This window comes from Thalassospira sp. MIT1004 (assembly GCF_001858545.1).
In the GTDB taxonomy this organism is placed as follows: Bacteria; Pseudomonadota; Alphaproteobacteria; order Rhodospirillales; family Thalassospiraceae; genus Thalassospira; species Thalassospira xiamenensis.
The window spans coordinates 45,524-64,717 of record NZ_MCAO01000033.1 but is presented as its reverse complement, the minus strand read 5'-3'; the positions used below and the strand labels follow the sequence as shown (position 1 = coordinate 64,717).

The window sequence follows — 19,194 nt, the reverse complement described above, 5'->3', positions numbered from 1 at the left end:
GGAACTGATAGTATGACCACGATTAAAGTATCCGATACTTCGTTCGATTCCGACGTTCTGGGTTCCAATGACCCGGTCCTCGTCGATTTCTGGGCGGAATGGTGCGGCCCGTGCAAACAGATCGCGCCGTATCTGGACGAAATTGCTGGCGAACTGGGCGGCAAGCTCAAGATTGCCAAGGTAAACATCGATGAAAACCCGAACACCCCGGCAAAATACGGTGTACGTGGTATCCCGACCCTGATGATCTTCAAGGGTGGCGAAGTTGCCGCGATGAAAGTTGGCGCGCTGCCGAAAAGCGCTCTTGTCGACTGGATCAATCAGTCGATCTGATCATCTGATCGGTGACGATCTTAAAACATCAAAAGGCGGGCTGTGTCATGCAGCCCGCCTTTTTCTTTGAACTTTGTATCGAAGACTTGTGCCGTTTGATCAGGCGGCCCGGATGTTGGCCAGGAAATCGTTGATTTGGGACATCAGGACGTGTGATTTGTCGCTAAGGCTTTCCGCAGCATCCATGACTTCACCAGAAGCGCCTCGTTCGTCTTCGGCAGAGTGCCGGAGGCCGTTGACATTGCGTGACACTTCCTTGGTTCCCTCGGCGGCTTCGGACACATTACGGGCGATTTCACCCGTGGCGGCATCCTGTTCGCTGACGGCTGCGGCAATTCCACCTGCAACTTCGTTCAATTCGTTCATCCGACCCGAAAGGTGCTGGATTGCGCCCAGCGCATTTTGTGTCGATGACTGGATATCGTTGATCTGGGTTGCGATGTCTTCGGTTGCGCGGGTGGTTTGATTGGCAAGGTTCTTGACCTCGGCGGCCACCACGGCAAACCCTTTACCAGCTTCTCCCGCCCTTGCTGCTTCGATGGTCGCATTCAGTGCAAGAAGGTTTGTTTGTTCTGCAATCGACTGGATCAATTCAACAACTTCGCCAATCTTGTCGGATGCATTTCCGAGCGCAGCAAAGATAGAGCTGGCTTCCTCGGCTTCTTCGGCACCCGACTGGGCAATCTGCGAACTACGATTGACCTGAAGTGTGATTTCATCAATCGCGGCGGCAAGCTGTTCGGCGGCGGAGGCAACAGTGTCCACATTTGCCGACGCTTCTTCGGTCGCCGCCGCAACAGCGGTGGCTTGGTTGGTTGTCGACACCGATTGATCCATCATGTGGCTGGCTGTGCTGCGAAGCTGCGTTACCGCTGCATTAACAACTGTCAGGTTCCCGGCAACCTCTGTTTCAAAGTTGCGGATCATTGCATCGATCTTTTTGGCACGCTGAAGCTGTGCTTCCTGGTTTTCCTGCTGTTCACGTTCAAGTTTGTCAGCTTGGATCCGGTTCTCGCGGAAAATCAGCAAGGCCCGTTGCAGGTCGCCAATTTCATCTTTGCGATCTGAATTTGTGATGGCGATTTCGGTATTGCCGTTTGCCAGATTGTTGATCGCGGTGGTGATCGATTTAAGCGGACGAGATGTCGACCGGTCGATCATGACGCCGAGGACAGCGATGATGAAAAGCATGGCAAATGCGACCACAATATTGGTAATCGCGCGCTGCCAGAATAATGCATCAACATCATCAATATAAATGCCGGTGGCAACGATCCAGCCAAACGGTGCGGCTTTGGCATAGGAAAGTTTGGGGAATGTGCCTTCCTTCCCCGGCTTGTTCCAGGTGTAAGGGACAAAAACACCGTCGCGCTGTCCGGCAGCCTTTGCCAATTCTACAAACAGTGCAATTCCGTTCGGGTCCTTGATGTCGCGGCCTTGCTTGCCATTCAACTGTGGCTGGACAGGGTGCAAAACAATTCGGGTATCCGGCTTGAATACAAAAACGTAATTGTCATCGCCAAAACGTTGCGCATTCAAGGCTGCAAGCGCCTGCTCTCGGGCATCTTCATCCGACAATTGTCCGTCTTTGGACAGTTGCTGATAATGCTCCAGAGTTGTGTTGGCCATTTCAACAACATTGCGAACAGTGTTTTTGCGATCATCAACCATGGTCGCGCGAAGGTTGATCAAATCAATTGCTGAAAGAGTGGTCAACGCAAGCGCAACGAGCACCAGAACCAGTCGTAGTTTTGTCGATATGGAAAGATTGGATAGGGTCATGAGCGTTTCCAGATAAGCCGTTGGTGGCATTCACGCCTCATCTCCAAAACGTGTGGGGACGGTGTTTCTGCCGGTTTTGTTATTCTTTTCCGGTTTTAGGCTTTTTCTAGACTGGAAATCTTGCGATAGATCAAAATCAACTGAAAGTTGCTTTTTGTCTTTTCCGAATGTGCCGTCCCAAAATACTTTGACGGTTTTCAGGACGGCACAGCTGAAAGTTCAGTATCAGATTGGCTTATGCCGCCCTGATATCGTTCAGGAACTGTTTGATTTGCTCCATCAGGTTTTGCGATTTGCTGTTCAGGCTGCCGGATGCCGCCAGAACCTGACCGGATGCTTCGCGTTCTTCTTCGGCGGCCTTGCGCAAGCCGACGACGTTTTGCGCGACATCCTTGGTGCCGGTTGCGGCTTCGGCAACGTTGCGGGCAATTTCGCCGGTTGCTGCATCCTGTTCACGTACGGCGGCGGCAATGCTTGCCGAAACCTCGTTCAGTTCCTTCATTCGACCCGAAAGGTGCTGGATCGCGCCCAGTGCATTCTGGGTCGATTCCTGAATACCGCCGATTTGACCGGCAATGTCTTCGGTCGCGCGCGTGGTCTGGTTGGCAAGGTTTTTGACCTCGGCCGCAACCACGGCAAAGCCTTTTCCGGCATCACCGGCACGGGCGGCCTCGATTGTGGCGTTGAGTGCCAGAAGATTGGTTTGCTCGGCAATCGACTGGATCAGTTCAACCACTTGCCCGATTTTGTCGGAAGCCGTTCCAAGTTCTGCAAAAATCGTACTTGCGTCATCGGCTTCGTTTGCACCCGACTGTGCGATATCAGAGCTTCGCGAAACCTGCGACGTGATTTCATCGATGGATGCAGCAAGCTGTTCTGCCGCGGCCGCAACGGTATCGACATTGGCTGCTGCCTGTTCGGTTGCCACGGCAACGTTGGCCGCACGGCCGGTGGTTTCGTCAGACTGGCTGGCCATGCCTGTTGCCGTGGTGCGTAATTGCTCCAACGCGCTGTGAACCGTCGACAGATTGCCTTCGACTTCGATCTCGAAACTTTTAATCAGCTTTTCGATCTTTTCTGCGCGGGCAATCTGGATCTTGTGTGTATCTTTCTGCTCCTGTTCAAGCTTTTCGGCCTGTTCGCGGTTTGACCTGAAAACATCAAGCGAGCGGGCCAGCGCACCGATTTCATCACGCCGATCTGTTTCGTTTGTGGTGACGCTGGTATCACCTTGGGCCAGTTTGTTAAGCGCCTCGGTGATCATTCGCAGGGGTCGGGTTGTTGATCTGTCAATCGCAAGTCCGGCCATTCCGATGACGATCAGCATGGAAATCGCAACAGCGATGTCATTGATGGCGGTTTGCCAGAAAATGTCATCAACATCATCGATATAAACGCCGGTTGTTATCACCCAGCCCCACGGCTTGAATGTTTCGGCAAAGGCCAGTTTGGGAAATACCCCGTCATGCCCCGGTTTGTTCCACTCATAGGTCAGGAAACCGCCTTCGGGATGACGTGCTGCCTTGACCATTTCATCAAGGACCGGGACACCGTTGACATCAATCACCTGTTTACCGTTCTGGCCGTTCAGTTTTGGCTGGATCGGGTGCAGTATGACCTTGGTATCAAGACCCAGTACAAACACATAATTATTGTCAGCGTAACGCGCATTCTGAATAAACTCTGTTGCACGGGTCTGCGCTTCGTCGAGGGTGATCTCACCGGATTTGGCGAGCTGATCATAATGGCTAAAGATCGAACGGGTCATATCGACGACTTGCCGGACATTGGCTTTCTTTTCTTCGACCAGTGCAGATCGCAGGGTCACAAGATCAAAGACCGCCAGACCGCCCAGCGCAAAAGCCGTCATTACCAGTACCATCCGCAATTTGGCGGAAAGCGAGAAATTGGAGAGTTTCATCGGGTTCTCCGTATTTGGATGTAAACGGCGGAAACTGCATGCAGCAAAAGCTGTCAGGTCAGCATAACTGCAACATAGGGTTGTGCAGATGTGCGGTTTTATAAAAAGAGCTTTGCCAATTGTTCCTGATCGAAATCAGAAAACCCGTGATAAAATGAAGAATCCTCATTGAAATCAGTGAGTGAAATCAGTATCGCGGCGAGATCCGTAAACGAAAGAGGGATGCACATGGCATCCCTCTTTCGTTTGTTGTTGATATTTTTGGTTGCACGACGATCAGTATTCGTAAGGCGATCCGTCCATGTTTTCCATCAGGACTTCGCGTTTGCCGACATGGTTAGCCGACGAAACAATGCCGTTTTCTTCCATCTGTTCGATGATGCGGGCTGCGCGGTTATAGCCGATAGACAATTTGCGCTGAATGAAGCTGGTGGATGCCTTTTTCTCGCGCAGGACAATGCCGACAGCCTGATTATACAGATCATCATCCGATCCATTCCCACCGCCGTCTGAACCGCCGCCACCGGCCATATAAGCCGCGACCGGATCTTCTTCGGGTTCTTCGGTAACGGTTTCGAGATAGGCCGGGTCGCCCTGATCGCGCAGATGGGCGACGATGCTTTCGACTTCCTCGTCCGATACGAACGGGCCGTGGACACGCTGCAATCGGCCGCCTTGCCCCATATAGAGCATATCCCCCTGACCCAGAAGCTGTTCGGCACCCATTTCGCCAAGGATGGTCCGGGAATCGATTTTCGATGTCACGGAATAGGAAATGCGCGTCGGGAAGTTGGCCTTGATCGTACCGGTAATCACGTCGACCGACGGGCGCTGGGTCGCCATGATCAGATGCAGGCCAGCGGCACGGGCCATCTGTGCCAATCGCTGGATCGATGCTTCAACATCCTTGCCTGCCACCAGCATCAGATCGGCCATTTCGTCGACGATAACCACAATAAACGGCAGCGGCTCCATCGGCAGTTCCTGATCTTCAAAGATCGGTTTGCCGGTTTCGGGATCAAAGCCGGTCTGAACGCGCCGCGTTAGCTGTTCGCCCTTGGCCGCTGCTTCCTTAATGCGTTTGTTATAGCCCGCGATGTTACGCACACCGACCTGGCTCATGGCGCGATACCGGTCTTCCATTTCGCGCACCGCCCATTTAAGGGCGACAACCGCCTTATGCGGGTCGGTCACAACCGGCGTCAGAAGATGCGGGATACCGTCATAAATCGACAGTTCCAGCATCTTCGGGTCGATCATGATGAAACGGCATTCTTCGGGCTTCAGGCGATAAAGCAGCGACAGGATCATCGCGTTCACACCAACCGATTTACCCGAGCCTGTGGTACCGGCAATCAGCAGGTGCGGCATCTTCGACAGGTCGGCAATAACCGGCGTCCCGCCGATATCCTTACCAAGGCTCATATTCAGTTTGCCGGTATTCTTTTCGAAATCGCTCGATGCCAGAATTTCGTGCAAATGTACGGTTTCGCGGCGCGCGTTTGGCAATTCGATACCGATGACATTGCGCCCCGGTACCACCGCGACACGGGCGGCAATCGCGCTCATGGAACGCGCGATATCATCGGCCAGGCCGATCACGCGTGATGACTTGACGCCTGCTGCCGGTTCAAGTTCATAAAGGGTAACAACCGGCCCGGGGCGAACCTGAACGATTTCGCCCTTGACGCCGAAGTCCTGAAGAACGGTTTCCAGAAGGCGGGCATTTTGCGCCAATGCTTCCTGATCAATCTGGGTTGCGTCTGCCGGGTCGGGTTCATGCAAAAGGCTAAGCGGCGGGAATCGGTAATCGTCTGATCCAAGATCAAACGACGCCTGACGCTGGGCCGATGCTTTTTCGCCGGGCTGCAATTTTGCCGCCGGGGCTGCGACAATATGAACCGGCGGCGCATGATCGGCGTCGTTGTAATCGTCTTCTTCGATATCATCGTCCTTGTTATGTGACGATGTTGCCGCTTGCAGACGGGTACTGATCGCAGCACCAAGGCCGGTTTTGCCTTTTTCCAGCGACGGTTCCTGACGCATGCGGGGATTGCGGGCTGCTGTCCGTTCGCCCGGGCGGTCATCTGTTGAATTGCCAGGAATGGCGCGGCCGATTGCGGAAATAATACCGCCTGCGATACGCGACAGGATCGAGCCGACTTTCTGCCATTCAGACATGTGATAGGCCATGCAGAACATGGTCAGGAACAGACCAAGTATCATTGCAATCAGCGCAATCAGCGGACGTGCACCTGGCACGCCAATCATTTCGAACCCGTATTGAAGCTTGGAAAGCAGCAGATCACCGGCAAAACCACCAAACCCGACCGTGAGCGGCCAGTGCATACCCGGTCGGACCGCGGCAGCCGCGGTGGCGACCATCAGCAGCGCAAGCGGCAAAACCAGAAAACGTGCCCACATCCAGTTGAACGGCCGAACCGCAATCAGCCGCAGACCCCAGCCGAGGATCAAGACAGTAAGCAGCGCCGATGCCAGACCAAGCGTGCGCAACAACAGATCGGCGGTATAAGCCCCGAATGTTCCAAGCGGGTTGAAGATCACATCGCGATCAGCCGCATGGTTGAAAGACGGATCACCGGGATGAAAACCGATCAGCATCATGAAAAGGGCGATTGCTGCGCCAACCAGCGCAAGCCCGCATAGCTGCAATCCGCTTCGTTTCAGCAGATTGACAAGACTGCCCGGCATAAAGGCGGTGCTGCGTGCGAGAAGGTTGGACTGACTGCTCATCGGGGTATCCGTTGTCGTTTCGTCGCTGTTGATCGGGCAGACTTGGTTCAGCTCAGGGCATCGGCAATACGTCGAAGCCCTTCGCGGGTGGTTTCAAGGTCATGAACAAGGGCAATGCGGATAAAGCGTTTTCCGGGATTGTTGCCATCTGCATCCGTGATCGACAGATAACTGCCCGGAATGACTTTTACCCCGGCTTCCACCCATATTTTTTTGGTTGCGGCTTCATCATCACCGACATCAAGCCACAGGAAAAAGCCCCCCGGCGGGCGATAGAAACCAAACCGGTTGCCAAAAATTTCCTGCGCGACATCAATCTTGGCGCGATAAAGATCACGGTTTTCCGATGCGTGGGCATCATCGGCCCACAATTCGGCGGATGCGGCCATGATCGGCATCGGAATCGTCGCCGAGCAATAGCTGCGCAATGCGTTGAAGCGTTTGATAATCACGGGATCACCGGCAACGAACCCTGAACGAAGGCCCGGCGCGCTGGATCGTTTTGACAGGCTATGGAAAACAACCACATTATCCATCCTGCCGCCCTGCGCTGCACAGATTTCAAGCGCACCAACCGGGGCCTCACGGTCATAGATATCGGCGTAGCATTCATCCATCGCCAGAACGAAATCATGTTCCTGCGCCATCGCAATAATGCGTTCAAGATAGTCGCGCGATGCAACGGCCCCTTGCGGGTTCGCCGGGGAACACAGGAAAAACAGGCGGCACGCCTTAAGTGTTTCGATATCGATCTGATCAAGATCCGGCATGAAACCGGTTTCCGGTCCCGCCGCCAGCGGCACCATTTCCGCATCGTTAAGGACTGCCGCACCGCAATAGACCTGATAGAACGGATTGGGCAAAAGAACCTTGGGTTTCGGGCCGGGTTGATCCTGCGGGATAACGCATGTTGCAATCAGATAAAGCGCCTCGCGTGTTCCGGCGACCGGCAGAATATGAGCATCCCGATCAATCATGCCCGAAGGCAGATTGTAACGGCGGTCAAGCCATCCCTTGATCGCGCTGCGCAGTTCCGGCGTGCCGTTTCCGGGCGGGTATTTATGCCAGAGGCTGGCGTATTTCACCATGGCCTCGGTGATCATTGCAGGTGGTTCGTGCTGCGGCTCGCCAATCGACATCACCAATGGCGTCTTGCCGGGTTCAAGCCCCTCTAACAGGGCAGCAAGCCGTGGAAACGGATAGGCGGGCAATTGATCAAGGCGCTGGTTAAACATCGCGTTCGGCATTCCGGTCATGAATGGATCTCGCAGATCGACAGGCGTCAAAATGCAGGTATCCGCAAAATGTGGGCAATCTCCCCTGACTTTACCCCTATGCCAAAAATACAAAGAAAGATTTAAGGGCGATGGTCTCCGTTGCGAAAAAGCCCGGAAAGTTGCGCTCTCCGGGCTTTTGGCAGAAGATTCGGGCAAAGAATTGGCAGATCAGCTGGCACGCGGATCATCCTCGGGATAAGGACCGGATGGAACCGTTTGCATGTCTTGTGCTTATCACTGTGCTTAAAAAGGTGGCATGGGCAAAATACAAAAGACCCGCCACTGGGAAATCCCAAGGCGGGTCAATCGGTCTGACAGGCTGGGTGCCATGCGAACATGGCACCCGTCAGGAAATCTGATCGCTTAGAAGCGCTGCGAACCTTTACCGAATTCCGGATAAGCTTCGAGGCCAAGCTCGACAGCATCGCTGCCCAGTGCTTCTTCTTCTTCGCTAAGGCGAATGCCAACCGTGAATTTCAGGATCAGCCACACGATTGCCGATGCAACAATGGTGAAGGCACCCATCGCAACAACACCGGTCAGCTGAACACCAAACGATGCACCGTCATTGGTGAACGGAACAGCCATGGTGCCCCAGATACCGCAGACAAGGTGAACCGAAACCGCACCGACAACGTCATCGATTTTCAGTTTGTCGAGCAGCGGAACCGCAACAACAACCAGAATACCGCCGATGGCGCCGATGATGATGGCGGAACCGATGGTCGGGGTGTCCGGGCCAGCAGTAATCGAGACCAGACCAGCCAGCGCACCGTTAAGTGCCATGGTAAGGTCGACCTTTTTGTAGAGGATCTGGGTCAGGATTGCTGCGGCAACAACGCCACCGGCAGCAGCCATCGAGGTGTTGCCATAGATGTTGGCAATCGCGATAACGTCAGCAGCCGAACCCATTGCAAGCTGCGAACCACCGTTGAAGCCGAACCAGCCGAGCCACAGAACGAAGGTACCAAGTGTTGCCAGCGGCAGGTTCGAGCCGGGCATCGGATGAACCGAACCGTCCGCACCATATTTGCCTTTACGTGCACCAAGGATGATTGCGCCGGTCAAAGCCGCCCAGCCGCCGACCGAGTGAACAATGGTCGAGCCTGCGAAATCGGCAAAGCCCATTTCTGACAGCCAGCCACCGCCCCAGGTCCATGCACCGGTAATCGGATACATAATACCGGTCAGGACGACGACGAAAATCATGAACGGCCACAGTTTGATACGTTCGGCAACGGTACCGGAAACGATCGAAGCTGCGGTTGCAACGAACACCATCTGGAAGAACCAGTCGGAGGTCGCCGAATACCCGCCAGAGAAATCGCCACCAAGTGCTGCAGCGTCATCAGCGCTCCAGAGGCTGAGCGAACCGATCCAGCCGGAAACGTCCATATACATAAGGTTATAACCGATCAGGTAATACATGATACCTGCAACGGCGAAGAGGGCGATGTTTTTGAAAAGAATGGTCGATACGTTTTTGGTCCGCACCAGGCCGGATTCCAGCATGGCAAAGCCGGCGGCCATCCACATCACCAGCGCACCGCTAAACAGGAAGCTGAAGGTGTTGAGGATGTATTGGGTCTCGGCCGGAACGCCCGCGTCCTGAGCAAAGGCCGGTGACGTGATTGCCAGCGCAGCGGCCCCGGCAAGAGCGGCAAAGCCGGTTTTCTTCATCGGAATGTTCATAATGTCTCCCCTTGTCTCTGGACTTACAGGGCGTCGTCGCCGGTTTCGCCCGTGCGGATACGTACCGCCTGGCTCACATCAAGAACGAAAATCTTTCCGTCCCCGATTTTCCCGGTCTGAGCAGTTTTGGTGATGGCTTCGACAACCTGATCAACCAGATTATCCGTGATCGCGACTTCCAGCTTCACTTTCGGCAGGAAGCTGACCATATATTCAGCGCCACGATAAATTTCGGTCTGGCCTTTCTGGCGGCCAAAACCTTTGACTTCAGTCACCGTCAGGCCCTGAACGCCAAGCGCACTAAGCGCTTCACGGACTTCATCGAGCTTGAATGGCTTAATGACAGCAGTAACGAGTTTCATAATATTGCGACCTCCCGGCATATCCGTTGAGTACCGACGTGGTAATCACGATTTCGCAGTCGCAACCTACAAACCAAGAATCGTGCCAGATTCGAAATCAATCTTCTAATACGTTGAATCTTATATATATTCCTCAACAAAAAGGTCATCTGATCGGGTGATGCAAAACGCGGGCAGGATACTAATTGTGCATAGATTTTGGCGCTGATTAAAATTTATGCACAAATTTTAATCAACTATAGCGATCTAAAAATCTGTTTTCCGTCAAGGCGATGTCGTGGCGGCATTGCTGTCATCAGGATCGAGAATGTCCGGATTGATGCAATGTGCGGTATTTTCCTGGTCCGGCTTGTGGCCGTGGTCGTGACGCGTTAAATCAGATGCATCTTTCGACGGCTGTTTTACGTAAAAACTGTCGAAACATGGATTTTCCAGTCAGGTGTCATACGACTTTGCCCGGCTGGCGCAGAAAGCAAAGGTGTGCACGATGGTTGCTCAGCAGGAAACGATTAAGGCCGATGTCATCATTCTTGGCGGGGGGCTGAATGGTGCGGCGATGGGGCTTGCGCTTGCGCATGGTGGCCTGCGTTCCGTTGTGATTGATTACGCTGACCCCAAAGCCATCCTCACTGCCAATTATGATGGACGTACTTGCGCCATAGCTGCGGCTTCCCGGTCCGTGCTTGATGTGATCGGTGCATGGAAATATATGGCGGACGAAGCCGAACCGATCCTTGATATCAGGATTGCAGACGGCGTAAGTCCGCTGTTCCTTCATTATGATCATAAAGATGTCGGAAACCAGCCTCTGGGCTACATCGTCGAGAATCTGATCACACGTGGCGCGCTTTATCGGGCTATTGCCGAAACCGATCTGGTCGAAATGATCGCACCGGCACGTGTTGAAACCATTGTACGTGATCAGGGCGGCATGACGGTTACATTGGCAGATGGCCGGTCTATCCGCGGCGCGTTGGCCATTGGCGCCGAAGGGCGCAATTCGATGCTGCGGAATTGGGCGGGCATCAAGACCTACCAATGGAGCTACAGGCAAAGTGCGGTGGTCTGTACGGTCAAGCACAAGGTGCCCCATAACGGTCTTGCCGTGGAGCATTTCCTGCCCGCCGGACCATTTGCCATTTTGCCGATGACCGATGATCGTTGTTCGATCGTCTGGACGGAAACAACCGATCTCGCCAATTATCTTGTCAATCTGGACGAGGAGACGTTTGTCGACGAATTGCATCGGCGGTTTGACGGCTACCTTGGTGATCTTGAAGTCATCGGCCCGCGTTTTTGTTATCCGCTCGGTTTGCAGCATGCCTATCGCTACACCGATCCGCGCATCGCCCTGATCGGGGATGCGGCACATGGCATGCACCCGATTGCCGGGCAGGGGCTTAATATGGGGATACGCGATGTCGCGGCCCTTGCCGAGATTCTTGTCGAAGCCCGCCGCCTTGGTCGCGATATCGGTGGTTCTGATGTTTTGGCCGAATACGAGCAATGGCGCCGGTTTGATAATACCGTGATGCTGGCGGTGACCGATGTGACCAATCGGCTGTTTTCCAATGATGTTGCGCCGGTGCGTTGGGCGCGCGATATCGGGCTTGCCGTTGTGCAGAAAATCCCGCCGCTCAAAAAGACTTTCATGTCCCATGCCATGGGATATGCCGGGACTCTGCCGCGCCTGATGCAGGGTAAACCGCTTTAATCTTCCCCCATCCAGATGGGGATTGATGCAAAAGGCGATCTTTGATTTCTAAAGATCGCCTTTTGGTTTGGTTATCTGCGCACAGTTGAAAACAATTCAAAATTGTGTCGCTTTTTGTCGTGCCGTGTTGATTTGAGTCAAGCATTTCGCATTTGCGAAGATGCAATGTCCCCATGACGTATTTTTGAATGCAGGGGATAAACATGACACTTACCCGGAAATTGATGACCACAGTGGCCAGCTGCGCTGTTGTTGGCACGATGATGATTGCGGCAACTGGCGCACAGGCGCAGGAAGCGGCATTTAAAACCAAACAGGCGGGCGATATTCTGATTCGCGGCCGTGTTATTGGTGTGGTGCCGGACGAAGATACCTCGACCAGTGACATTACTACCGGGGAAGGCAAGGTCAGCAATGATTACGTCCCCGAGGTGGATTTTTCTTACTTCATTACCGACAACATTGCCCTCGAGTTGATCGCAGCAACGACCAAGCATGATGTTAAATGGCAGAATCCTGATGTTGATCTCGGCTCGGTTAATCTGCTTCCGCCAACTTTGACGGTACAATATCACTTCCTCTCGGATCAGCGTTTCAGCCCGTATGTTGGCGCAGGTTTGAACTACACCATGTTCTATAACGAGAAATCTGGTGGCGCGAACTCCGTCAACTATGACAATGGCTTTGGTTACGCGTTCCAAGCCGGTTTTGACTACGCAATTTCCGGTCCGTGGTCTCTGAACTTTGACGTGAAGAAGCTTTTCCTGAACACAACGGTGACTGCTGACCTCGGCGGAGCATCGCCGGCCAAGGTTGATGTGGACCTTGATCCATGGATTTTTGGTATCGGTGTTGGTTACCGTTTCTGATCACTACCGACGGCAAACTTTCCGGTTTGTTGTCTGATCCCAAGAACGGTCCTGTCACTTGGCAGGGCCGTTTTTTGTTTATGGGGCCGGATCAGAGGGTGGCCTGTTGCCTTAACGCCGTACGGGATCGCGTGACAGGCCACGCATCTCGAGTGCACGAAGGTAATCAGTCCAGAGCTGATCCTGATTGGCATGCAGGTCACGCAGATATTGCCAGCTGAACAATCCGCTATCATGCAGATCATCAAATGTAAGGCGCACCGCATAGTTCCCGACCGGGACGATGTCGATAATGCCGACATGACGGCGGCCGGGGATGATTTTTTTCTCGGACGGATGATGTCCCTGAACCTCGGCAGACGGGCTTTCGACCCGCAGAAGTTCGGCACTGAATTTTGACGTCAGCCCATCATCCCAGATGATTTCCAGAATGTGCTCATCACGCAGATAGTTGATTTCAACCGGACTGAAACGCGGGGTAAAGCTGTCTTCCGACATGAAAGCCGTCACAATCAGTCTGCGATGACGCGGGCTTCGTCAGGCAGCATGATCGGAATGCCATCGCGGATCGGATAGGCAAGGCCCGCCTTGACGCTGATCAGCTCATTCTGTTCGCGATTATATTCCAGCGTTTCCTTCGTGACCGGGCAAACGAGGATTTCAAGCAATTTCGGGTCTACCGGGCTATGTGTGGCGGTCATTGTCTGGCCTTCATATCACTTTAATTGGTGGCTGTTTGCGGGGCCCGTGGATGGGCCGCCATTTCCAGCAAGGTTGTCAGCATATCGCCGCGATCATACAGGCTTGCGCATTCGAGCAAAGCCTGTTTTTCAAGCGGGCTGAGGCGGCAGCCCATTGCAATGGCCGTCACCAGCATTTCATCATCCGTATCGCTCAGCGTGTCCCAGCAGGATCGCAATGAATGCTGGGCAAAATAGCCTTCCAATGCTTGCCGGAGCCGGTCGCGATTGACGGGCTGCAAATCCGGCGATGGCAACAGCAGGTCATCCTTCCATGGGGCGAAATCACCAAGCACTGCACGATATCCGCCACTTTGCATCGGCAGTTCTTCGATGATGTTGAATCGGCAGACACCCGTTAGCGTGATCAGGAAACGGCCATCATCCGTTTCACTGAACGCCGTGATGCGACCCGCACAGCCGGTCTGGAACACCGGCGGATTGTCGGGGTCCATGTGATAGGTGTTTCGCCCGTCCGGGCGTGGCTGAACCATGCCGATCATGCGGTCCTGTCCCAGGGCATCCGCGATCATGTTCAGATAGCGGGGCTCGAAGATATTGAGCGGCAGATGGCCACGCGGCAGCAAAAGCGCACCACTTAGCGGAAAAACCGGCATCGTATCTGGAAGATCCGAAAAACTGGGATCAAAAGGACCGCATATGCTCATGAAAACAAAACCGTCGAAAGTGCGCGGCGCCCCGCAACGCTGGCCGGGTCCATTGGGCCCCAGGCCTCGAAAAATTTAATCAGTTGGGTGCGACCGGCATCGTCGTTCCAGCTGCGATCCTTGCGAATGATCGCAATCATGGCGTTGACGGCTTCTTCGCGCTTGTTGGTGGCAAAGCAGGCCATGCCCAAATCAAACTGTGCCTGCAGGTCTTCCGGATTGGCGGCCACTTTGGCACGCGCAACATCAAGGTCTTCCTTGCTGTAGCCCGTTTCCGCCAGTTCAAGCGCACTGATCGCGGATGCAATCGGCGCTTTCAGGCGGTCTGCTTCGGCCATGTTATCCACAAAATGGCGGGTTTCTTCAATTTCACCCATGGCGACCATGCAGCGGATCATGCCGCCGATTGCTGTTTCGTTTTGCGGTTCACGTTCAAGGACGCCAACATAAAGGCCATGGGCTGTTTCATGGTCGTCATCTGCAAGTGCGCCTGCCGCCTGATCCAGAATTGCGGCAATCGGGCTTTCAATCGGGCCGCCTGCAAGGCGCTCGTAAAACGCGCGGACTTCGCTTTCTGGCTGTGCGCCCTGAAAACCATCTACCGGTCGGCCACCCTTAAAGGCATAGACCGTTGGAACGGACTGGATGCGCAATTGCATCGCCAGTTCCTGATTCTCGTCGATATTGACCTTGACCAGCTTTACGCGCCCACCAGCTTCGCGTGTGACCTTTTCGATGGTCGGGGTCAGGCTTTTGCATGGACCGCACCAAGGGGCCCAGAAATCGACGACAACAGGCACTTCCATCGAGGGTTCGATGACGTCCTGGACAAATGTTTCTACGCTGCTGTCCTTGATCAGGTCTTTGTCCTGTCCGGCGGTCGGGGTGGCGTTCGCAGCGGTGGCGTCAAGAATGATGGACATTATTGCTTTACTCTCTAATTCTGGATTCTAGATGATGCCGCAACCGCTGTTCGACAAGGGGTCCAACCATAACATTAGGTAAGTCTTATAGCTTAATGTTTCGCGGTAAAAGGCTTTGTGAGCATTTGTTCGGAATCAGAACGAACCAATTTCCTCGTCAAAATCGACAATTCTGATTGCGTAGCCAAGACTGGTGATAAATCGAAGCAGATCATCCGATTGAATTGTCGTGGTTCTATCATTCCGCAAGGGGTGGAAGTTAAGAATGTCGCCTTTGGCCAGCTTTGAATCGAGGGCGAAGTTGACCTTGCGCGCATGATCGTTGATCAGGGCAAACGGTGTGACGGATCCGGGAATGACGCCCAGCGTTTCAAGCAGCAGCTCCGGTTTGCCAAAAGAAAGGCGCGCGCAGCCCAGTGTCTTGTGCAGATGGTTCATGCGGATTTCGGTATTTTCCTCGGCCACGACAAGCCACAGGGCATCTTTCTTGTCTTTGACAAAAAGGTTCTTGGAATGAAGGCCTGGCAAATCCCCGCGCAGCTTTTGCGAATCCTCGACCGTGAATAACGGCACATGCGTGTGAGTGCTGGTTTTGATCCCAAGATTTTCGAGATAATCGAAAAGTGCGGTTGATGGATCACTCATCCTGTTTTCCTTCTGGCTGGGTCGCGCGAAGATCGTCAGATTGCAATTAGGACGCAAATTGCAGCATGTTGGCGTGATTTCCCTGTTTTAAGGGTAAAAAGTCAAGGAAAACCGCCATTCTGGATGTGGCGGCGATTTGATGGAAAAAAGGGTTGCAATCGCGTTTTGTTGGGCTATTATCCGCGCCGCTCCACAGGGGCAGGAAATACTGATGAATGCGGGCGTAGCTCAGGGGTAGAGCATAACCTTGCCAAGGTTAGGGTCGAGAGTTCGAATCTCTTCGCCCGCTCCATCAGGTGGTTTCCTTGATCATGCTTTCATGATGATGCGGGCGTAGCTCAGGGGTAGAGCATAACCTTGCCAAGGTTAGGGTCGAGAGTTCGAATCTCTTCGCCCGCTCCATGATGAAAGTTTAAAAAGGCTGTCCTTCGGGGCGGCCTTTTTTGTTTTGGTCTTGCGGTTCCCAATAAGATGTCGTTTTTTGGAAAAATGCACGACAATCAGGACAACGATTACCCCCAAAACATTATCTGGACCGTCGGTTATGCCGGGCATGACCGCGACAGTTTGCTTGCCCTTCTGAAGGGGCAGGATATTACGGCGGTGGCCGACATCCGGACTTTTCGCGGATCGAATTACTGGAAGGCGTTTGACGCCGATACCTTTGGCCCCTTCCTGCGCGAGAACGGCATTGCTTACGTTTTCATGGGCGATGTTCTGGGTGGAAAACCACAGGACCCGACATTGTATCCCGATGGTCGGCTAAGCTACGACCTGATGGCAGCACGCCCGGAATTCAGGGCCGGGATTGATCGTTTGATATCGGGTGCGGGCAAATACCGAATCTGTCTGATGTGTGCGGAAAAGGATCCGCTGGATTGCCATCGCACATTGCTGATCGCGCCGGCACTCAAGGCCGCCGGATTTGATTTGCGGCATCTGGTTTCCGACGGGCGTGTTGAAACCCAGGCCGAAACGGAAAAGCGCATGATTGCGATCAATGGCGGTGATACAGCAGATCTGTTCGCTGCCAGCGCACCGGATCCCGATGCCGATCTGGTTCTGGCCCTTAAGAAGCAAATTGTCAAAGCGGCTCCGCTTGCAGATGACGCAATAAAATTCAGAAAACGGCAAAATAATTTCTAATATTTCATGTCCTAAAACGCGTTATCGCCATTTTTTGAAAATGGTCATTTTGTATAATTCAAGTTTATATTTCATTCTATTTTACGAATGTTGATGTGTGCAGGAATATATATTTAAATCTGCAGTTGATGTTGTCAGTTGTAGGAGGGCGTTATGGCACTCGTTACCGGAACAGAAGGCAATGATAGCCTTGTCGGATCAAGTGATAATGACACGATTTATGGGCTCGCGGGCGATGACCAGCTTTATGGCGCTGGCAGGGATGACGAACTGACAGGCGGACCGGGCGCAGATTTGCTTGACGGTGGCCCCGGAGGACGTGATAGCGCCAACTACGATACCGATACCGCAACACAAGGCGTGATTGTTGATCTGCAAGCCGGAACCGGTCACGGGGGCGAGGCACAAGGCGACCGGCTTGTTGGCATCGAAGTGGTCGAAGGAAGTCCGTTTGACGATACCGTAATCGGCGATGACGCAAGCAATGTGCTTTGGGGGCGCGGTGGCAGCGATTTGCTGCTGGGCGGTGACGGCGACGATTTTCTGTACGGCGATTATCTTGGCAATGATCCGGGCAACGACACCCTGCTGGGCGGAAGCGGGAACGATACCCTCACAGGGCGCGACGGCGAGGATACCCTTCTGGGTGGCGACGGGGATGATATGTTAAGCCCCGGTGCCGATGCGGACTATGTCGATGGCGGCGCTGGAAACGACACACTGCGCTACAATGGTGATGCCGGTGTTTCGATCAACCTTGAAACCGGTGTTTTTCAGGGCGGCGAAGCCGAAGGCGACGTGATCCATGATATCGAAAATCTATACGGCACAATCCATGATGACCTGTTGATCGGCGATGCTGGTCGGAATGTTCTGCAGGGGCATTTCGGCGATGATGTTCTGCGCGGTGGCGACGGGCATGATGTGCTGCATGGTGGCAATGGGCATGACATCATCGAGGGTGGCGACGGCAACGATTTCCTGCGCGGCAACAGTGACAGATATCCAGAGGATGATGGACCGGACACGTTTTTGTGGCGGGTGTTTGAAGGCGGTGCCGAACGCGACCGTATTGCCGATTTTGAAACAGGTTCCAACGGTGACAGGCTTCAGCTCGGAACCGAGTTTCAGGAAAAAAGCGGCATCCATGACTTCGCTGATTTTCTAGAGCATGCAGAGGAAACGGACGCCGGGTTGTATGTCGATTTTAGTGATGGTCGGCATTACGATTATGGTGTCCTGATTGAAAATACCGATCTTGCCGATTTCACCGAGGACAATATCGTGTTCGAGGACAACATGATCGGTTAAAGGCAAATTGCTTTAGCCCATGATGTTATAACCGCCATCGATATGGATGACATCGCCCGTGATCCCGCGTGACCGGTCGCTGGCAAGGAAAGCGGCCAGTTCCCCGATCTCGTCGATGGTAACCAGCCTGCGTCCCGGTGCCCGGCTTTGGGCGTTGGTCATAAGGTGATCAAACTCGGCAATGCCCGATGCCGCCCGTGTCAGAAGGGGGCCAGGTGAAATCGCATGGACCTGAATGTTTTTCGGGCCAAGTTCCGCCGCCATGTATCGGGTTGCACTTTCAAGCGCGGCCTTGACCGGACCCATGACCCCATAATGGTCAATAACCCGCTCCGACCCCATATAGGTGACGGTCAAAAGTGCGCCACCGTCGATCATCAACGGCTCTGCACGCTTTGCCAGTCGCTGGAATGAATGGCACGAAATATCCATCGCGGTCAGAAAGCCGTCGCGTGAACAGTCGATCACCCGCCCATGCAGGTCATCGCCAGGCGCAAATGCGATGGAATGCAGGACAAAATCCAGTTTTCCCCATTGATCGGAAATTGCCGCGAACAATCGATCCATCTGGTCTTCGTTCTGAACATCAAGCGGGGTGATGATCGCGGCGTTTAGTCCCTCTGCCAAGGGGCGGACATGCTTTTCGGCCTTGTCGTTCAGATAGGTGATCGCAAGCTCTGCACCCTCCCGGTTGAAAATTCGGGCACAGCCATAGGCAATCGATTTGTCGTTGGCAATTCCGACGATAAGGCCCTTCTTTCCTGCCAGCACTTGGCATCTCCTGCTTTGAGTTGTTTTGCGGATGCGAAGCGGACTCCTGATTCGCAAGCGATACAAAGCTTAGATGATTTTGCGATGCAACAAAGTGTAAAATTCTGTGACAATCCCCAATTGGAATACAGGGCTCCGTTGATCGGAACCTATTGAGTGAACGATTTTTTTTTGTGCAGAAGCATAGTTTTTAGGCAGATGATCCGCTATGTGTAGCCATGGAAGGAAGCTGCAGTTTTCCGTCATTTCCGGGTGTGGGGAACTTCAGGTTGTCTTCCCAAATACA

17 protein-coding genes and 2 tRNA genes are annotated in these 19,194 nt (G+C 53.6%); 7 read left to right on the top strand and 12 right to left on the bottom strand.

Features of this window, described 5'->3' with window-relative positions:
- The first annotated feature begins 12 nt into the window (after window positions 1-12).
- Complete coding sequence (gene trxA / locus BC440_RS11840; RefSeq protein ID WP_007088718.1) at window positions 13-333, top strand: thioredoxin TrxA; 321 nt, start codon at window positions 13-15, stop codon at window positions 331-333.
- 99 nt (window positions 334-432) lie between these two features.
- On the opposite strand, the gene BC440_RS11835 is transcribed toward trxA (BC440_RS11840), so the two are convergent.
- From BC440_RS11835 to BC440_RS11810, 6 genes are all read right to left on the bottom strand, one after another.
- Window positions 433-2,115 (bottom strand): cache domain-containing protein, encoded by a 1,683-nt coding sequence (locus BC440_RS11835; protein WP_037988440.1) that lies wholly within the window; start codon window positions 2,113-2,115, stop codon window positions 433-435.
- Between the two features lie 235 nt (window positions 2,116-2,350).
- On the bottom strand, window positions 2,351-4,036 hold the full coding sequence (locus BC440_RS11830) for a cache domain-containing protein (RefSeq protein ID WP_063092463.1): 1,686 nt from the start codon (window positions 4,034-4,036) through the stop codon (window positions 2,351-2,353).
- A gap of 276 nt (window positions 4,037-4,312) precedes the next feature.
- On the bottom strand, window positions 4,313-6,790 hold the full coding sequence (locus BC440_RS11825) for a DNA translocase FtsK (RefSeq protein ID WP_007088721.1): 2,478 nt from the start codon (window positions 6,788-6,790) through the stop codon (window positions 4,313-4,315).
- Window positions 6,791-6,837: 47 nt separating this feature from the next.
- Window positions 6,838-8,046 (bottom strand): aminotransferase class I/II-fold pyridoxal phosphate-dependent enzyme, encoded by a 1,209-nt coding sequence (locus BC440_RS11820; RefSeq protein ID WP_063092464.1) that lies wholly within the window; start codon window positions 8,044-8,046, stop codon window positions 6,838-6,840.
- Window positions 8,047-8,430: 384 nt separating this feature from the next.
- Window positions 8,431-9,759: an ammonium transporter gene (locus BC440_RS11815; protein WP_007088724.1), complete on the bottom strand. Its 1,329-nt coding sequence runs from the start codon at window positions 9,757-9,759 to the stop codon at window positions 8,431-8,433.
- Between the two features lie 23 nt (window positions 9,760-9,782).
- Window positions 9,783-10,121, bottom strand: coding sequence for a P-II family nitrogen regulator (locus BC440_RS11810; protein WP_007088725.1), 339 nt, complete (start codon window positions 10,119-10,121; stop codon window positions 9,783-9,785).
- Between the two features lie 487 nt (window positions 10,122-10,608).
- On the opposite strand from BC440_RS11810, the gene BC440_RS11805 reads away from it, so the two are divergent.
- Window positions 10,609-11,835, top strand: coding sequence for a UbiH/UbiF/VisC/COQ6 family ubiquinone biosynthesis hydroxylase (locus BC440_RS11805; RefSeq protein WP_063092465.1), 1,227 nt, complete (start codon window positions 10,609-10,611; stop codon window positions 11,833-11,835).
- A gap of 203 nt (window positions 11,836-12,038) precedes the next feature.
- Window positions 12,039-12,704 (top strand): OmpW family protein, encoded by a 666-nt coding sequence (locus tag BC440_RS11800; protein ID WP_063092466.1) that lies wholly within the window; start codon window positions 12,039-12,041, stop codon window positions 12,702-12,704.
- 111 nt (window positions 12,705-12,815) lie between these two features.
- Here the strand turns inward: BC440_RS11800 and BC440_RS11795 are convergent, their stop codons facing one another.
- The 5 genes from BC440_RS11795 to BC440_RS11775 all read right to left on the bottom strand — a co-directional run bounded on the left by BC440_RS11795 (window position 12,816) and on the right by BC440_RS11775 (window position 15,680).
- On the bottom strand, window positions 12,816-13,202 hold the full coding sequence (locus tag BC440_RS11795) for a DUF971 domain-containing protein (RefSeq protein ID WP_063092467.1): 387 nt from the start codon (window positions 13,200-13,202) through the stop codon (window positions 12,816-12,818).
- Between the two features lie 14 nt (window positions 13,203-13,216).
- Window positions 13,217-13,405 carry a Trm112 family protein gene (locus BC440_RS11790; protein ID WP_037990751.1) on the bottom strand — a complete coding sequence of 63 codons (189 nt, stop codon included), beginning with the start codon at window positions 13,403-13,405 and terminating at the stop codon, window positions 13,217-13,219.
- 20 nt (window positions 13,406-13,425) lie between these two features.
- Window positions 13,426-14,112: an LON peptidase substrate-binding domain-containing protein gene (locus BC440_RS11785; RefSeq protein ID WP_037990752.1), complete on the bottom strand. Its 687-nt coding sequence runs from the start codon at window positions 14,110-14,112 to the stop codon at window positions 13,426-13,428.
- Window positions 14,109-15,035, bottom strand: coding sequence for a thioredoxin (trxA, locus tag BC440_RS11780; RefSeq protein ID WP_065701864.1), 927 nt, complete (start codon window positions 15,033-15,035; stop codon window positions 14,109-14,111). Before trxA (BC440_RS11780) ends, BC440_RS11785 begins: the two co-directional genes overlap by 4 nt.
- Before the next feature lie 135 nt (window positions 15,036-15,170).
- Complete coding sequence (locus BC440_RS11775; RefSeq protein WP_063092468.1) at window positions 15,171-15,680, bottom strand: prolyl-tRNA synthetase associated domain-containing protein; 510 nt, start codon at window positions 15,678-15,680, stop codon at window positions 15,171-15,173.
- Window positions 15,681-15,897: 217 nt separating this feature from the next.
- Here BC440_RS11775 and BC440_RS11770 point away from each other — a divergent pair.
- The 4 genes from BC440_RS11770 (at window position 15,898) to BC440_RS11755 (ending at window position 18,137) form a co-directional block, all read left to right on the top strand.
- Window positions 15,898-15,972 (top strand) — tRNA-Gly (locus tag BC440_RS11770).
- A gap of 35 nt (window positions 15,973-16,007) precedes the next feature.
- Window positions 16,008-16,082 (top strand) — tRNA-Gly (locus tag BC440_RS11765).
- A 69-nt stretch (window positions 16,083-16,151) separates the two neighbouring features.
- Window positions 16,152-16,826 (top strand): DUF488 domain-containing protein, encoded by a 675-nt coding sequence (locus tag BC440_RS11760; protein WP_063092469.1) that lies wholly within the window; start codon window positions 16,152-16,154, stop codon window positions 16,824-16,826.
- 153 nt (window positions 16,827-16,979) lie between these two features.
- Window positions 16,980-18,137: a calcium-binding protein gene (locus BC440_RS11755; RefSeq protein WP_063092470.1), complete on the top strand. Its 1,158-nt coding sequence runs from the start codon at window positions 16,980-16,982 to the stop codon at window positions 18,135-18,137.
- Between the two features lie 12 nt (window positions 18,138-18,149).
- On the opposite strand, the gene fabI is transcribed toward BC440_RS11755, so the two are convergent.
- A complete protein-coding gene (gene fabI / locus BC440_RS11750) occupies window positions 18,150-18,908 on the bottom strand; it encodes an enoyl-ACP reductase FabI (protein ID WP_063092471.1) in 759 nt (252 codons plus the stop codon).
- Window positions 18,909-19,194: the final 286 nt, after the last annotated feature.

Bases quoted from the DNA above. Each gene is read 5' to 3' on its own strand.
- BC440_RS11775 (WP_063092468.1), bottom strand. From the start codon at position 15,680: ATGAGTGATCCATCAACCGCACTTTTCGATTATCTCGAAAATCTTGGG.
- BC440_RS11785 (WP_037990752.1), bottom strand. From the start codon at position 14,112: ATGAGCATATGCGGTCCTTTTGATCCCAGTTTTTCGGATCTTCCAGAT.
- BC440_RS11795 (WP_063092467.1), bottom strand. From the start codon at position 13,202: ATGTCGGAAGACAGCTTTACCCCGCGTTTCAGTCCGGTTGAAATCAAC.
- BC440_RS11815 (WP_007088724.1), bottom strand. From the start codon at position 9,759: ATGAACATTCCGATGAAGAAAACCGGCTTTGCCGCTCTTGCCGGGGCC.
- trxA (WP_007088718.1), top strand. From the start codon at position 13: ATGACCACGATTAAAGTATCCGATACTTCGTTCGATTCCGACGTTCTG.
- BC440_RS11805 (WP_063092465.1), top strand. From the start codon at position 10,609: ATGGTTGCTCAGCAGGAAACGATTAAGGCCGATGTCATCATTCTTGGC.
- BC440_RS11800 (WP_063092466.1), top strand. From the start codon at position 12,039: ATGACACTTACCCGGAAATTGATGACCACAGTGGCCAGCTGCGCTGTT.
- BC440_RS11825 (WP_007088721.1), bottom strand. From the start codon at position 6,790: ATGAGCAGTCAGTCCAACCTTCTCGCACGCAGCACCGCCTTTATGCCG.
- BC440_RS11755 (WP_063092470.1), top strand. From the start codon at position 16,980: ATGGCACTCGTTACCGGAACAGAAGGCAATGATAGCCTTGTCGGATCA.
- BC440_RS11820 (WP_063092464.1), bottom strand. From the start codon at position 8,046: ATGACCGGAATGCCGAACGCGATGTTTAACCAGCGCCTTGATCAATTG.
- BC440_RS11760 (WP_063092469.1), top strand. From the start codon at position 16,152: ATGTCGTTTTTTGGAAAAATGCACGACAATCAGGACAACGATTACCCC.
- BC440_RS11810 (WP_007088725.1), bottom strand. From the start codon at position 10,121: ATGAAACTCGTTACTGCTGTCATTAAGCCATTCAAGCTCGATGAAGTC.
- BC440_RS11835 (WP_037988440.1), bottom strand. From the start codon at position 2,115: ATGACCCTATCCAATCTTTCCATATCGACAAAACTACGACTGGTTCTG.
- BC440_RS11790 (WP_037990751.1), bottom strand. From the start codon at position 13,405: ATGACCGCCACACATAGCCCGGTAGACCCGAAATTGCTTGAAATCCTC.
- BC440_RS11830 (WP_063092463.1), bottom strand. From the start codon at position 4,036: ATGAAACTCTCCAATTTCTCGCTTTCCGCCAAATTGCGGATGGTACTG.
- trxA (WP_065701864.1), bottom strand. From the start codon at position 15,035: ATGTCCATCATTCTTGACGCCACCGCTGCGAACGCCACCCCGACCGCC.